The following is a 15,465-nucleotide window of genomic DNA, read 5'->3' on the forward strand; positions in this document are numbered from 1 at the left end:
ATATTTACTGCCGTAGACATACAAGCAGGTCAGACCGCAATTTGGACATCCAACGTGGCGCCGTGAACGTAGCAGGTGTTCCAGTTCTGCGTCCTCTACTGGGTGAGTCTGCGCGGTGGGGGAGTGGACTCTGCCCGCTCTGCAGAGTGTGTTCTTGTTTACGTTGAGTCGCTCGGTGTCATGTAGTGGCGTAGTGGGTATCTGGTCTTCCGGACGGCAGGCAATGGTGGCCTGACGCGTCTGGACAGTGTGGAGCCGTCAAACTCCCTGTTCAGATGGGTGAAATTGCGTGCGTCTGCTGCAGACTCGGGTCTGGGGGAGGGGTTGTGTGCCGGCCGGGACGTTTCTCGGTGCGCCACCGTGCGCGCGAGCGGCGCGCGATTGGCATCCATACTCGACTCCTGGAATAGCTTCCACGATCACCTTGCGTAAGGCCATATCTAAGGCCATATGCCTGGTCGTATTGATGACCTATTCTGTTCTGCTGTTGATGGACGACGGACGATGCATGCCGACCAGAGAAAAGGGGATGGAATCCGCTCTCATGTTTGGAGTGACGCTTAGAACCGACCAGCATCATGTCCGCCTACACCGCCCCCTTCCCGTGTTCCGTCACTTGACGTAACACGGGAAGGGGGCGGTTCTGCAGCATTCGAGAACACTGACCTTCCAGTCGAGGCCGAACGGGCGACTTCTAGCGGTCTCGATGCACCGAGCCAAAAGATCGTCTCAGGGAACTCGCCACGTCATAATCGACGTGGGCAAGGCATCGGTGCAGTAGCGCATCCAGCCGGTGACCACGTGATGCCGGCAAATCGGGAACCCTCGCACAAGTCGTGCTGACCGCAGCCACTACCTCTGATGGCAACAAACCGCCTGGTCAAAACGTTTCGGTGTGTGGTGTGCTGCAGCGGGTTCTACGCCCGTCAGGCCCTCAGTGAGCGACAAGTACCGTGCGAGAACGGCGGAGAAAAGGAACCACCGCGAGTCACTTCCGCAATCTGTTATTCGACCCACGCTAAAAGACGCTCAGATCTTCAGGTGAGGAAGAGTCGGCAGGTCAGGGCCCATCATCAGAGTATAGGCACCACGGCAGCAATGGAAGTTGCGATCGACTCCTTGCGAGGAGTGACCCACGGTTGTCTCCATTGTCGGAGTGAGAATCGGGGGCGGTCGGGTGTCGGTGGGGGAGCGGTGTCCGACTCAGTCACGATCGCGGTGATGCACCGTGCATCACCGCGCATCTGGCAACGGCGATCTCCGTGACCGCGGCAGTGCCATCGCGACGCAGGATAGCGGATCCACGAAATCGACGCATACGCCTGGAATGATGTGCACGTGAGCAATCACGAAGTGTGGTGCCCTACAATCCCGAGGTCCGTGGGGGCAATGCCTACCGCTCCGTCGGGCGGCGACGCGACGGGTTCGTTGCCGGGTGTTGACGGTCTACTCGGCGCCGAACTCGACCGACTGCAATCTGCCAGCACCGCGCGAAACTACCGGCAGGACTGGGTTAGGTTCGCGAGTTGGTGTGCGCCCCGTGAAGTTTCATTGATGCCCGCCGATCCTCGTGCTGTCGCTGACTATGTGCGTGAGAGCGCGGAGACGCGGTCAGAGGTCGGCGATCGGATGTACTCCATTGCGACATTGAGTCGGTGGGTGGCGTCCATCAACTATTGGCACCGCGCATCTGGATTGCCCCTGCCCGGTCGGTCGGCGTGTGTCAAAGATGCGCTCGCGAACGCGCGAAGAGCGTACAAGCAGAACGGTGACCGCCCGACAAAGCGGGCACACCCGCTCCGTATCGGCGAGCTCGAAGGAATTGTCGGCGCGAGTCGTCGCGACGCGACGACGTGGGCCAAGCGTGCGCGGGAGCGCCGCGACAGCGCACTATTGTTAGTGGGGTTCGCCGGGGCACTTCGGCGCTGCGAGCTGTCAGTGCTCACCATTGCCGATGTGGCCCAGTGCCGCGACGGCGATCTACTCCTCCAGCGTCCAGGGCCGCATGAGGGTCCGGTCGAGGGCTCGATCGCGCATGTCCAGTCATCGCGGGATCACACGATGTGCGCTCCATGCGCCTACCGGCGCTGGCTCGAGGTGGTTTCGGCTGTCGACGGCTTCGGTCGTCCCGGTGTGATTCGGCTGCTCCACCAGCACGAGGAGTTCGAAGGCCACGTCTGCCTTTCCGAAGCACCGGCCTTCGATGACCCGGCGTTGCCGGTATTCCGTGCCATCCGCGCGAACGGCAACATCAACTCGGTCGCGCTCTCGGGCGCCGCAATCCACGCCGCGATTCGGCGGCGCGCAGCCCTTGCAGGCCATACCCACGAGTTTGTCGAACGGGTCGGGGGAGAGTCGTTGCGCGCCGGTGCCGCTGCAGACCGCCTGGACAACGACTCGCAGCGTGACCGATGTTTGCGCGGTACGGGCTAGTGTCGCGAGAGTGTAAGAACAGTTGGGCGCCGGGCCCGATCACGCTATTGGGAGTGACGGTGACAGAGGGCGGGGCTTTGGTGAACTCCGGTTGCAGTTAGTCGTTCGTTGCGCGGCTGGCCCGGGGACGATGCCGAACGTGCGGAGGGGGCGCTTCGCCGGCTCGGAAGAGAACTCTCTGGGCGACACATGGCGCGGGTACGTGATCGGCGGCATCGTATTGCATAGCCTCGTACTGTGATGGTCGCGCAGACGGAAATCAAAGGCGTGCAGGATGTTTCCACGCTGTTCCCCCGGCGGGGTCAGGGCGCACAGTACCGACACGACTGGGCTCTCTTCGCTGATTGGTGTACAGCGCTCGCGGCGTCGGCGCTCCCCGCTGATCCCCTTGCCCTCGCGAGCTTCCTTGACGAGCACCCGGCGGCTCAGTCCACCCAACGACGGCGTGTCGCAGCGATCAATTGGGTGCACAACGCCAGCGGGTACCCCGCGCCTGGGTCTGCTCGAGTGATCCGCCAAGTTGTGTCAGCACGTGCAGGCAAACGCGACGATCTCTCTCGCACCGCACACGGGGCGCTGTTGACGCTGCCAACTGTCGGTTGGCCACAAGGACTGTTTGGCCGACGAGATGCGCTCATCCTGGTTCTCAACTGCATTGTCGGGATATCCGCAACCGCGGTGGGGAACCTTCAACGGAGCGACGTCACATATGACGGGAGTGTCGTGACCGTCGGCGCCGGACACGCTGTGGAGTTGCACCCACTAGCGGACAACCCTCAGTGCTGCCCCGTCGCGATCTACCTGAGATGGGCACGCCTTCAGGCGTTCTTCGATCGCTACCCCTCGAACCGAGTGCTCGCACGAAGTCTTGCCAGTGCTCACGAGGTTGCCGATAGCGCGGTGGAGACCTACGGGAAGCTGCCGGGTCTGCGTGATGGCCAAGACGGGCCCCTGCTGCCGAGCTTCGATCAGTGGGGACATTTCGCCGCACTCCGACGCGATCGACGAGGGGTGTCCGGCAAGTCGGTCACGGCGATCGTTACTGCCCATCTGACGGGAGCAGCCTCGGCGAGTCATACCCGCTCGAATCCGACGGATAGGCGATCTGCCGACGTCGAGGTGGAAGAGGAGGTGTCCTCACCTTGGGTCGACGGCTCCGAGAGCGGGGTGGACTGCACATCGCTCGGCCAGGAAACGCTCACCGAGCAGTATGAGGCGGCTATCGCTCGGAAGTATGCGGATGTCCGGGCATTGGGAGATCTCGCCGAGGCGTTCGAGGATATCGATCGGAAGGCTGACGCGATCCTAAGTCGCACTGAGGAACTGCTCGCTCAGATGGGCATGGCGTAGTCACAGCCGGTGTGACCACCGGGAATGAACAAGACCCTGTCCCAGTGAGAGAACGAGGAACTGTGTCCTCCGCCGAGAGGAATGAGTGTGGGTGAGGACTTACGCCGTGTAATACGGTCGTACGTATTGCGAGCGTGGGTACGTCCCACCGACTGCGCCGACGGATGGCTACGACGATTCCGACCCCGGACTTCCGAAGACCTCCGCAATGGGCCATTCATCAAAGACGCGGAGGCCACTCTCCATCGCTCAGGCGGAGGGTCTGTTGGTCGGGATCGGTTTTCACGCTGCGGTTCTTGGTCCGCGTGGACGGGGACCAGGAGAAACTCCAAGTGCTGCGAGTGGGCCACGCTCTTCGTCTGGTAGCGCGTCTGCTCTCCACTTCTTCACTGCCCGGTAGAGCCACTGACCTACCTGCTCACCTTCAGAGTTGACATAGTTCGCGGGAACGAGTGCATTGCCGTGCTGCTCCCGGTAAGCAGCGATCTCGGCCAGCATCCGACGTCGCTTGCTGTCGGTGCGGGTGACCGCGGGTAGTGGGGAATTGTCTTCGCTCCATACGAAGCCGATTGAATCGAGTTGGTGAATGCGCTCTGCCGGAAGGGTGCCGAGCATTCGCGCGACGCGCTGCCGGTACTGCCAGCGACCGAGTTGGAAGCCACATTCAGTTACGTAGTTCTCGGGTATTGCTGTGTGAGGATGTTGTTGCCGGAATTCTGAGTACAGCTCCATCGCCGAGGCTGCGGACCGGTGAGTACGCATCGAGATCAGTCCTTCTGTGGAATCCATATATTTTTAAAGTACATAGCTTCTTCTTCAACGATGTCAACCACATTGGCCGCGTGTCATGGAAATCACCCGGATCGAGGTGAAGCGACCGCCGACTGGCGCCGGGTATCTGTCCACCTCGGACTGCTCGATCGTGTCCTATTCGCAATCGTCTTCGGCGAGGGGCGTCGACATTTTCTTCATTCACTTCAGCACAAACTGGAATTGTCTCGATCCCCTTGTTCGGGCTCCTGGTGACTGTGTGGAGATCCGAGGGACCTGCGCGATGGCCGCACGGTGGTACTCCTCGTAGATTCCGAAGCTCCGAGTCCGCCAACAGAATGATTTCTGGCCAATGGGGATTGATTGTCGCGCTGGGTGTTCAGGCCGCGAAGGTCCAGGGGTACCAGCTAGCGGTGAGTCGTTGTGTTGCAGATGTAACGGAATGCCCGTGAACCTCCACCCAGGAGAGGCCTGGCAGTCGACGGGACGCGGGTTAGATTTCTAGTGGTTCCAGTGAGACGAGTGTTCGTCGTGAGCCGGGATCTACGCCGGAGGGCCGCGCCCGGGTGGGACGAGTCAGCACTGATCGGTCCCTACTCAACGCTGGAATCAGCACTGTCCTGTTCGAAAACCTGTCACGGAGTGGCAGGCGAACATTACTTCGCAGTAGTGTTCCCCAGGTTATCGACGACGAAGGAGTGGGAACAGTGGCGCGCAAAATTGTTGTCGAACGTATCGACGACATCGACGGAACTCCGATCAAGAACGGTAAAGGGGAGACGATCGCGTTCTCTATCGACGGTGTCGACTACGAGATCGACCTTAAGGATAAGAACGCCAAGGAATTCCACAGCACCCTCACCTACTACATCGAGCACGCAACTCGAGTCGGCGGTCGGAAGCGTCGGTCGACTCCTGCGACGGGGCCGTCGCAGGTGCGCACGCGAGCAAAGGAAATCCGGGAATGGGCGACCACCGAGGGCTATGAGCTGTCCCCGCGCGGACGTATCCCCGCCCAGATCGAGCAAGCGTACAGCGCAGCTCACTGAGTCCACGCTTTCGCGCGAGTCGAAAAACAGCCTCCAGCCAGCTCATTTCGAGTTGGCCGGAGGCTGTGGCAGTTCGAAGGTCAGGAAGCGGACGACGCTTCGATCAGTGCCTGGCGCTGGTTGGCTCCGAGTCCGCCGATACGACGGGTCTCGGCGATCGACAGTTCCTCGAGGAGTTTCGCGGCCTTCACTGATCCGACGCCGGGGAGCGCCTTGAGCAGTGCCGAGACCTTCGTCTTCTTCACGATCTCGTCCGTTTCGGCCTTGGTGAGCACCGCTTCGACGCTGAGGTCTCCAGCCTTCACTGCGGAGAGGAGTTCGCTACGCGCTTTGCGGGCTTCCGCGGCCTTCGCCAGTGCCTCGGCGCGTTGTTCCGGTGTTAAGACAGGCAGTGCCATGATGGTGCTCCTTGTTGCGTTGTTCGGACAGATCGTCTGGCTGTCCCTCGCCATCGTGCCAGGTGGAACGGACATGTCCGCATGCTGATCGGTTGGGACCGACCTCCGGATGGCTGTTCTTACGACTGAGGATGTGTCCGACAGTGTGCCTGAATAATACGTCGTCTGGGTGTCTCGCTAGCGATGAGCGTTGTCGATTCAGAGCAAGCCATCCTTTCATCTGGGTGATCAATGATCGCCGATCGTGTCCCTGCTTCGGGTGGGAGCTGTTGCGGTGGAGATGAACGCTGCGGATTTGGGAGGCGCTTCCATGAGGATCATCGTCATGAAGCCGCTGACTCAATAATTCGAGGAGCGTGAGCCGGGGTGGCGTGCTTCCCCTTTGCGTGCCGGCGAAGTAGGGGTCGGCGAAAGGTTCCTCAGTTTCGAGGTGCGCGCCGGATCGATTGCGCAAATGGTGTTCGGTGGTGGCGTACGCGTCGGTGCGGCATGATTCGCCATGGTCAGTCATAGTCGTATCACGAGGTCACAGTCGGTGGAGGTGAGTGATGGATCCGTTCGAGTTCGTTGCTCATATTCCCTGTCCGCACTGTCGTGTAGGGATTGGTGAACGGTGTGTCACCAAGGATGGGTACGTGCGGAAAATCCCATGCTTACATCGCGTTAAACTCGCTAAATGGCCTGACACGGAGAAACTTCCAGATCACCGATCGGATTTCGAGCGCGATGACGACGCGCAGGGGAGCCCCCGCGACGAGTAAAGGTGCGCCATCGACTCCCACGCGGAGATTGTCGGGGACGAACCTCAGAAGTGTCTAATCCCTGCTGGTGCAGAGGATCCTTCGCCACTTGCCGCGGCAGGCCTACAACGCTGCTTCGCCTTACGGTTGGCCTAGTGCGGACCTCCCACCTTGATGAGGCGGTCGGAAGTGGCCACAAATTCGTGATGCCTCGGTATAGGTGCACTGCACGCAGGCCGTGGCGTGAAGTTGATCATGGCCTGCGGTGTGGACCGACCGTCACTCCCTGCCTGGCGAGGACCGAATGTGGCACGGGGGATTGTCGCTGGTGAGCGCGGTGGGGGAGTGCGAAAAGGATGTCCGGGGAGGCAGAGGGGTCAGCCGGAAGGCATCGATTAGTGCTGCCGACCGGTGGGGCATGATTCGGCGGAGACGAAAGGTGTCGGACCTGAGTGAACGCAACGGAATCATCTGTTGGTCGGTCCGGCCACGCGCGGCGATACGGCGGTGGCGGGGCACCGCTGGGTCACCTCCAGAGCGCCGAGATTGTGGCCGTGGGAATGGTGAAGGTGCGGGCGGCGGAGCCAGGAACCGCGGGAGGTGCGCACCCACGCGTGCAGGACGCCGGGAACACTCTGCCCGCGCCGGTCCGCGAGCTTTTTCCGACCGACGATGAACTCGCGTCCGCCGTGGGCGAGACCCTCACCGACTTGAAGGAAAGTCGCTCATTACGCGACGATGCCACGTAACTCAGGGTGCAGAACTGTGATGAAATGCTGGTGTGTCTGGCCCGACGTATTTGTCCAACACGCTGTTGGACAAATACGGAACGGTCGGCGTGTAAGTCGATCGGAGCTATCCGGAGATGGTGATGCGCTCTTCCTTAATGTTCTGAATCGCGAGGACGTCGAGGGCTGGGGAACGACGGAAGATAGGTATCCGTTTGACCTCTGTATCGAGCCCAGTCCCGGCCAGGCTGCTGCACATGGTGCGCGCACGGTCGGATCAACTTGGTGTTCTACCCGGGCGGGATCGTCGCGGTGCGGAATCGCCGTCGATCGGAGTGGTATCACAACTGCCGAGAACAACTACTGAAATGCCGAATGGCCAACTCCGTTTCCGGAGTTGGCCGTCGGCGTCTGAGGGGACGTGTGTGGGGGAGGGAGTCACGCCCCCGGTGGTCTGACGTGGACGACTGTGGCTGGGCGCAGTGGCTCCTCCCACCCCTCATGAGAGTGACTTCTGCGCCCAGCCCGCCGGTCTCCCCGGTTTCCCTTGCCGCGTGGCCAACGCGACGATCGAACTGTAACAGCAAAACCGTCCGATTGGTTTTCTTTGTGGAGTTCTCCACGGTCTGTCGTAAGTCTGCGGCGACGATGGATGTAGCAGCGAGAACACATGGGGACAGCGCAAGGGGGCGTCCGGTCGTACGACGGTCAACTACCTCGCGGTGCACGGGTAGCGTTCGTGCTGCTAAATGCGGCATGTACTTTCGTCTATCGGGTTTCTCGCTTCACGGAGCAGGAGAGGGTGTCAGTGGCACAACAAGCGCGGGCTGTAGCGACAAGGGCACAAATCGTTCTCGGAGCGGCCGAGCTGTTCGAAAAGCAAGGCTTTGTCGGAGCCAGCCTCGGAACCATCCTCGAGAACACCGGCCTCACCAAGGGGGCGCTGTACTTTCATTTCAAGTCGAAGGAAGAACTGGCGCGCTGCATTATCGCCGAGCAGCACGCGACCTCAATCGCTTCGGTGGAGGCGATCGGCCGCGAACAGGCGTCAGCGATCGAGCAAATTGTCATGCTCTGCCACGAGATGGCCCGGCAAATCGTGCACGACCCGATCGTGCGGGCCGGCATTCGGATCACCCTCGAACTCAGTGCCGACGACCAAGGTCCCGCCGACCCCTACCTTGACTGGATCAACACCTGCGAGCACCTGGCGCGGCGCGCCGTGGAGGAGGGTGACCTCGAGCCGGACATCGATCCGCCCCGCTTCGCCCGGTTCGTGATCGGTGCCTTCACCGGTGTCCAGACCGTCTCCCAGGTGTTGACGCAGCGCACGGACCTCGAACACCGCGTCGACGACATGTGGATGTTTCTGCTACCCGGAATCATGCCCGCACATCGACACCCTAACATCGGCCGAATCCGCAAGGCCCGCAGCGAAGGTGCCCAGCGAAACTAGCTCCAACACCGGCGTTAGTGGATCGGGACGCTCAGCGACGAGCCAGTCTTATGGTTCCCGTGGTGACGTCGACACCACCCTGCCTGATCACCGCGCGGGCCGCCAATGGACCTTCGTCGAGCGTCCCGACCCGGACGGTGGTGCGCTGGTCAAGCTCGGCGAATCGATGGAACACCGCGTCGATCGACTCCAGATGCGCGTCTGGAACATCGAACGTAGCGAACGTGCTCTGGCGCAGCACCTCGAGGAGCAGCATCCCGGGGAGATGGTCGAGCGGATGGTCGAACAACACCGGATGTGTCACATCGGCGCGCACCTCCCACTCGTCGCGCGCAGTCTGTCGGCCGATCACCACGTGCTGGTCTTCGACGTGGCCCACCAAAGATGGTGCAATGGCCCGGCCGAACCTCGCCGGGCCGGGGGTACGCGGGCCTGCGGCGCCCCACCGGGCCCTCGTGTAGGCGGACGGCGGGAGTACTACCGCGACACCGGATGCCGACCCGATCTCCCGACCTGCCAGCCAGAACCGCAGGTCGATGCGGAGGCTCGACAGTACGTCACCGCGGTGCACCAGATCAGAGAGCGTGACGATCGCTGTCACGTCTGCGGCCGCCGGCCCGACCTCCAAAGCATCGAGTTGCGCACGAACGTGAATGTCCTGCATCACGAATCGTCCGCTCAGCGGTACCCTGTATCGCACGTGGGCAAGGTAGATCGCTGCTTGGCGCAGTGTTTCCGTCATCAACATCGGGTCGTACAGGCCGCCCCTCGTGCGGTAGAAGCCGTGCAGGCGCGGCCACTGCGCCGCGATGACGAAGTGATTCGGCTGAGACAGTTCGGCGCAATCGGTGAGGAAGACCTCGGCGATCGCCTGCCGATGCACGTATCGGCGGGCAATCGACCGTTCGAAGGACAGGGCAGGAATTGCCTCGAGTAGCGGTTGGCCTGCTCGCGTCACGAATCCCTCCACAGAAAACCGACCGGTCGTATGTGCCGGTTGCCGAACTATAGAACTGGGACCCGGACAAGTGACCAGTCGGGTGCCTTGGCGAGGCGGGTGCGACGGAAAGCTGGCGCCCGGGGCGTGGGGCGCACACAGCGGACAATTGGGGCGGCGAAGGGTGCGTGTCGCTCGCACGCGAACAGGGCGTCGTGCTGCGGTGTTCATTGAGAGCTATGTCGCTCATCGTGGCCAGAGTGCTGGACGGCGGGGATTGCGCCGCGGCCCTTGTTTCACAGCTGATGGGGCCCGGCCGAGGGGGACCTGAGGTCGGGTCGCTTCTACTTCCTGTACTCGAGTCCGGCTCGGTGCCAGGGCGTTGGTAGGAAATGTGGCGTCGGGCATGCACAGGCGTGGACGTTAGGTGGGCTCTCGATGTGCTGCACCACTTCGAACGCTCAAACGTCCGGTGACCGGATGCGACGCGGCGTGGTGTTCATGTGTCTCGATCGAGGTGATGCTAATTGCCGCCAGCGCTGGCGGGCCTCAGTGGGCCGCTTCATCCCCACTCGAAAAGTAGACGCTCGCAGCGACGATTTTAATGTGGCATCCGTGGGTATGTCCGGCACTGTCGATTCGTTCAACGGAGTCGGAGGTAAGGTTCCGGTCCGCGCCGGGAGAGGCGACACGCTAGGAGGGTACGAGGTACGAGGACAGTCGGCGAGCGGCGAACTGGGAGAAGTAGTCGACTTTCGCGTCGTCGACTAGCCCGGGCAGGAAGACCTTCCATGCGGTGGTCATACGCTCAGGCAGTTCCCTCAGCGTGTCGGTTGCGACCGCCAGTAGGCGCGTACCGAACGTTATCTCGAGCAGCAGGCGGCCGGCCTCGTCCGGATTTGTGTCAGCGCGGAAGTCGCCTTCTTCGACTGCCCTTGCCGCCAGTGCCTGGTAGGTCGAGGTCCATTGATCGAAGACCACGTGCCCTGTGCCCCGGAAGTCGCCCATCTCATTGAGCAGGCGGAATGCGGCCAGCATCAGGTTGTCATTGTTGGACGGATCGATCATCACGTACGAGATTCCGATCAACGCTTCCAGTGCTGGTGTGCGGGAGTCGAATTGTTGAGAGCATGCCGCATCGAGGCGTGCGCAGCCTTCGTCGATGACCGCCCGTGCCAACTGGTCTTTCGAGCTGAAGTGGAAGTACAGCGAACCCTTCGTCACCCCGGATTCGGAGATGATCTCTTGTAGGCCTGCGTTCACGTAACCCATTCGGTTGAACGCCTCAGCCGCGGCGACCAGCACAGCCTGCCGCGTAGCGATAGCGCGCTTCTGCAAGGCGCCCCCTTCTGCTGCCGATGCTGGGTCGTATCAAAACCTACAGGTCGGTATTAGTTTTGAGAACTTGGACGAATGTCCTGTTTTGCTGCGCATGGAGTCCCTGGAAAAGCCGGAGTCTCCTACGGTCGCCGCGGACGTTCCTTGGGGAGGATGTCTGTGTCGCGGACTGGCGACCAAATTGACGGCCATCGACTGCGTCACACTTTCTGACTACTGGTGACCGCTGTCATACGATTAACCGGCACATGCCTACTGTCCACGCGACGTGGGCGGGTGTATTTGACCCCGCCAGCCAAACCCCCAGTGGCTGGCGGGGTTCTCCAATTCTTGGTAGTCCGACTGCCCTGAATCGATGCCATCACTGGGAAGCTACTGTCCGCGCCGGCGGATGGGCGAACTTGCATCAGTGCACCGGCATTTGTAATGAACATCCTCGACGTAGCGGAACAGTCCGCACGGGTGATGCCCGTCGCCCGAAATGGGGTGGCGGGTGATCCAGAGGCTTTCACTCTCGACGCGACTAGAGGAATTGATATGCCGAAGTCCGACCACCGGGTTGCCCAGCTGAACCGCTCGATTGAGTCGCGGCTGACCAACTACGAGAGCACGAGGCGTCACCTGCCCGAGGTTGCAGCGTACGTAAGGGTGCAGAGGACGCTCATGGCCGATCACCAACCCGAGGGCGGACGGTGGGGCGCCTTATGCCTTGCCGACCATGACCCGATGACGCCGTGGCCCTGCGACGGCGTACGGAAGTTCGACAGTCCTACCGCCTACTTCGACTGAATGCAGGTCGGATAGACCCAGGCGCGTCGCGGCAAGCCGACCGGCGATCAGGTCGGAAATGGCTGCAGGAGCCGCCTGTGTGCGGTGTCTGGCCGTGTCCATGGATTCCTTTGAGATTCGCTATCATCGGATAAGGAATTGACGACTGGTACGGGTCCTTGTGGCATCGGTTACCGAGGGGCTGGGCTGGCCTTCGTCGTCCTCGAGCAGAACCTTCGCGAAGCTGCTGGTCTTGGATTCTCAGCGCCGGTGGCTCTTTCGTTTCGTTGTTCGCCAACGGGTGGTGGACAGCGAGATTGTCGGGTCCGCGCTCGGGGCCTCTCCAAATTTCGGCGTCTTTGGTCGCAGCGGATGGCTCATACTGGGCAGAAGAGCGACTCGAAACTCGACCCGCACACCGGGGCCAGAGTCAAGCCGCCGACGGTACGGAATCGGAGGCCAACCGGTGATTACACTTCAGAACACTTTCGAGCTTGCCCGCACGGAGCAGGGTTTGGCTGTCGTTGCGACACTGCGTACCGACGCGACGCCGCATCGTGCGGCGGGGCACCCATCTCGATCATCCGGCAGTACATCGAGCAGCAGCGGCGACCGCCCCGCGCTCCCGGCAGGCCGAAGTCGATGCGCTAACCCGGCCCTGAAGGACCGGGCTTGCGCGCTATGCACCGCGGTCAGCTGGACTTGGTTGTGGAGGCTGGCCACACCGGGACCAGCGTTCCGACCTTGTCGTAGCGGTCGATCTGGGCGATGCCGCGCCGGGGTGGATGGGGCCGGTGCGTCTCGTTAATCGCGTGAAAGTCTGATTCGAATGTCTTCTCGCTCGATGTTCCATCATCGAGCGTTACCAGGTACCTGGGCATACTCAGAAATATGCCACTGCGGCTCTCGGTTCGGGCACAATCGTAGGATCCGTCCATAAACCAGTCATGACCGACTTCGATTCAGCGACAGCATTTTCCATCCGTGGGGGCCAGCGGCAGGGCGGGCGGAGGAGTTGGTGACGGGGTGGCGTATTGGTGTACCCAAGCCGCGCAGGTCCACTGGCAGGTAGGGCAAATGTGAACTCTCACCGAATACACGGCGCGCCTCGCGTTAGGTTGTCGGCCCGGGTGTTAGACCAGATCTACGCTTTGAGCGAGGTGGTCGTCTTGTTCGTGCTGGTCGGGCGTGTTCGTGCACGCTGGAGACGCTCCCGTACAGCGCGGCCCCCGTTTCGGTGGTCGTCAGATTCGGAAGTAACGGGTGCTCAGGGGCAAGAGACCGGCACCAGGGGCGTGGGGGACACCAGGGTGGGCAGGGACGAAGCTGCCTCAACAGGGCGTTGGCGGCGTAGCCGCAAGTCCGCCGGATCGGTGGGCGTGTCGAAGGGAAGAAGTGATCGACACTGATGTCCGTCGCTGGTACTGATGGTTTCTGGTGCAGTGTCGCTGCCGATTTCTGGTTGAGGAGGCGCAGTGTCCAATAGTGGTGTGCCGTTGTTGATGGTGGATCGGTCCGAGGCCCTCGATCGCGATGATGCGTTCGCGGTGACCGAGCTCGCCGACGGTTCAGGTTGGAAGCTGGAGGTGCACATCGCCGGGGTCGCGGACGTCGTGGCCCTAGGTTCCGACGCCGATGCGACGGCATTCCTGCGCCGTGAATCGAAGTATCTGTCCCGTCGGACGGTGCCGATGCTTGGCCGCGACACCGAGCAGGCGGCGACATTGACCGAGACAGCGGAGAGGTCCACGCTGCGGGTACTAGCAGATCTGTCCGCGGACGGGGTGGTGTCCGGGGTGAGCGTCGATCGCGGGCGGGTGCCGGCCGGTAGGTGCGTCGCGGTCGATCATGCGCAGATCACCGAAATCCTCGGGTCCGTCGACGACCCGCTACACGAGGGCGTGCGAGCCGCGAATGACGCCGCGCAGGTGCTGCTCCAGGGACGTCGCAGGTCCGGTGTCTTCGCCCTCTACGATCTCGCGCACGGCTGGGGCTCCACCGAGGAAGGGGGGATCGCGCCGATCCCCCTGGACGTGCGCACGGTGGGATATGTCATCGTGCAGGAGTTGATGATCGCAGCCAACGAGGCGATCGCCATGTGGTGTGTGCAAGAGGACCTTCCGGTCCTGTTCCGCAATCACCGCAGCGCGGTGACCGCGGGCAGCACCGAGGACCTCGCGGCGGAGGTCGCGGTGGCGATGACCGATCCAGTGCTGTTCGAGAAGCTGCGTTCGCGCCTGCAATCGTCGTATCGTGCTGCCACCTACGCCCCGACGGTGCACGGCCATCACGGACTCCGGCTGGCGGCGTACACGCACGCAACGTCGCCGCTGCGCAGGGTGTCCGACCTGATCACCCAGCGGGTGATCTTCGCCCACCTCGACTCCGCGCCTGCCCCGTACACGACAGAGCAACTCGGCAACCTCGCCGCCGATATCAACCGGCGTATCGCCGCGGACCGGGAAGAGAAGGCAGCGCACTTCAAGGCACGCGATCGAAAGGTGACCGCGCAGGTCGTCGCCGCCGGAGAACTCGAAGGTCTCGACTCGAAGCGGTGGGCGAAGGTGCTCACGGCCGCAACAGCACGTGACCCGATCGGTGACGTGGTCAACGAGCTGCGCCGCCGCGTGCAGACCGACGACGTGACGGTGACCACGATCGTGACGTTGCTCGAAGCCGGGGAGAATTGGGCGCCGATCCGACGCGAGGTCTTCGACTGGGCATCGCGGGCGCATCCGGAGTTCGGGCCGAGTGTGGTGTCGATGTGGCTGCAGGCGCATCCCGACCTGCACCGGCCCGAGATCGACGGCGATCACCGCGGGCCCTCGCACACACCGGTGTTCGCGGCCCGATTCCGGGTGGGTCAGGTCTGTGGGCCGTGGGCCACCGCGGGCAGTAAGAAGCGAGCCGAGCAGGACGCAGCGTGGGGCCTGACGAAGGCCGTCGCGGCAGGGGAGAGCCATCCGGAGGTCGACTCCCCGCTGCGGGACGACCCGCAGCCGGTGCCCCCGAGCACCACGCATGCAGGGGTACGGGCGCGGCCGGCATCAGCGCGCAGCGGACCCATGGATTCGGACTCGGGCCAGGCATCGAGACGGCGGGAGCGAGCGCAGAAGAACCCGATCGCCTGGGTGATCAGCCATGCCGAACACCACGGCCATCCCTCCCCACAGTGGGCCGTGAGAATGGAGGGCGCCGCCCACGCGCCGGTTTTCACCTGCGAAGTCCGCTACCTCGACCACACAGCAACCGGCAGCGGGACAACAAAGAACCTCGCAAGAACCGCCGCGGCAGCGGACCTTGTCGATTCGCTACTTGACGAGACGTCCCCAGCCCGATCACACCGGTAAACCGAAGCTCACCCACCCGGTCAGTGTCCGTTTCGATAACGACTTTATGGGCGCCGCCGTGGCCACGGGCGGGGGCGAGCTCTTGATCCCTCGGCGGCGAGCGGCCCTCCGGCCAGCGAAAGGGGAGCGCTGGTCGTTGGGCCTGGC

10 protein-coding genes are annotated in these 15,465 nt (G+C 62.5%); 6 read left to right on the forward strand and 4 right to left on the reverse strand.

Translation table 11 applies throughout. The features are described 5' to 3' along the window. The first annotated feature begins 1,659 nt into the window (after positions 1-1,659). Complete coding sequence (locus OYT95_RS39715) at positions 1,660-2,433, forward strand: integrase (protein ID WP_268793048.1); 774 nt, start codon at positions 1,660-1,662, stop codon at positions 2,431-2,433. Between the two features lie 240 nt (positions 2,434-2,673). Beyond that, the gene (locus OYT95_RS39720) at positions 2,674-3,783 is read left to right on the forward strand and encodes a hypothetical protein (protein WP_268793275.1); all 1,110 of its coding nucleotides are present in this window, start codon (positions 2,674-2,676) and stop codon (positions 3,781-3,783) included. Positions 3,784-4,065: 282 nt separating this feature from the next. On the opposite strand, the gene OYT95_RS39725 is transcribed toward OYT95_RS39720, so the two are convergent. After that, positions 4,066-4,572 carry a helicase associated domain-containing protein gene (locus OYT95_RS39725; protein WP_081792449.1) on the reverse strand — a complete coding sequence of 169 codons (507 nt, stop codon included), beginning with the start codon at positions 4,570-4,572 and terminating at the stop codon, positions 4,066-4,068. Positions 4,573-5,261: 689 nt separating this feature from the next. Between OYT95_RS39725 and OYT95_RS39730 the strand changes: the two genes are divergently transcribed. Next, complete coding sequence (locus OYT95_RS39730) at positions 5,262-5,603, forward strand: histone-like nucleoid-structuring protein Lsr2 (protein WP_268793049.1); 342 nt, start codon at positions 5,262-5,264, stop codon at positions 5,601-5,603. Between the two features lie 80 nt (positions 5,604-5,683). On the opposite strand, the gene mihF is transcribed toward OYT95_RS39730, so the two are convergent. Further along, on the reverse strand, positions 5,684-6,001 hold the full coding sequence (gene mihF, locus OYT95_RS39735; RefSeq protein ID WP_005564740.1) for an integration host factor, actinobacterial type: 318 nt from the start codon (positions 5,999-6,001) through the stop codon (positions 5,684-5,686). Between the two features lie 548 nt (positions 6,002-6,549). Here mihF and OYT95_RS44890 point away from each other — a divergent pair. Both OYT95_RS44890 and OYT95_RS39740 read left to right on the forward strand, forming a co-directional pair. Next, positions 6,550-6,762: a zinc finger domain-containing protein gene (locus OYT95_RS44890; protein ID WP_442972601.1), complete on the forward strand. Its 213-nt coding sequence runs from the start codon at positions 6,550-6,552 to the stop codon at positions 6,760-6,762. A gap of 1,515 nt (positions 6,763-8,277) precedes the next feature. Continuing rightward, positions 8,278-8,925 (forward strand): ScbR family autoregulator-binding transcription factor, encoded by a 648-nt coding sequence (locus OYT95_RS39740; RefSeq protein WP_268793050.1) that lies wholly within the window; start codon positions 8,278-8,280, stop codon positions 8,923-8,925. 31 nt (positions 8,926-8,956) lie between these two features. Here OYT95_RS39740 and OYT95_RS39745 read toward each other — a convergent pair whose 3' ends face one another. Continuing rightward, on the reverse strand, positions 8,957-9,883 hold the full coding sequence (locus tag OYT95_RS39745) for a ScbA/BarX family gamma-butyrolactone biosynthesis protein (protein ID WP_268793051.1): 927 nt from the start codon (positions 9,881-9,883) through the stop codon (positions 8,957-8,959). Positions 9,884-10,555: 672 nt separating this feature from the next. After that, entirely contained in the window at positions 10,556-11,200 is a 645-nt protein-coding gene (locus OYT95_RS39750; protein ID WP_268793052.1) for a ScbR family autoregulator-binding transcription factor, read from the reverse strand. Between the two features lie 2,270 nt (positions 11,201-13,470). Between OYT95_RS39750 and OYT95_RS39755 the strand changes: the two genes are divergently transcribed. Then, positions 13,471-15,318 (forward strand): RNB domain-containing ribonuclease, encoded by a 1,848-nt coding sequence (locus tag OYT95_RS39755; RefSeq protein WP_268793276.1) that lies wholly within the window; start codon positions 13,471-13,473, stop codon positions 15,316-15,318. The last annotated feature ends 147 nt before the right edge of the window (positions 15,319-15,465 follow it).

It is taken from the genome of Rhodococcus sp. JS3073 (assembly GCF_026810085.1).
Taxonomy (GTDB): domain Bacteria; phylum Actinomycetota; class Actinomycetes; order Mycobacteriales; family Mycobacteriaceae; genus Rhodococcus_F; species Rhodococcus_F wratislaviensis.

Coding starts and splice junctions, on each gene's coding strand:
- mihF (WP_005564740.1), bottom strand. CDS start 6,001: ATGGCACTGCCTGTCTTAACACCGGAACAACGCGCCGAGGCACTGGCG.
- OYT95_RS44890 (WP_442972601.1), top strand. CDS start 6,550: ATGGATCCGTTCGAGTTCGTTGCTCATATTCCCTGTCCGCACTGTCGT.
- OYT95_RS39720 (WP_268793275.1), top strand. CDS start 2,674: ATGGTCGCGCAGACGGAAATCAAAGGCGTGCAGGATGTTTCCACGCTG.
- OYT95_RS39725 (WP_081792449.1), bottom strand. CDS start 4,572: ATGGATTCCACAGAAGGACTGATCTCGATGCGTACTCACCGGTCCGCA.
- OYT95_RS39755 (WP_268793276.1), top strand. CDS start 13,471: ATGGTGGATCGGTCCGAGGCCCTCGATCGCGATGATGCGTTCGCGGTG.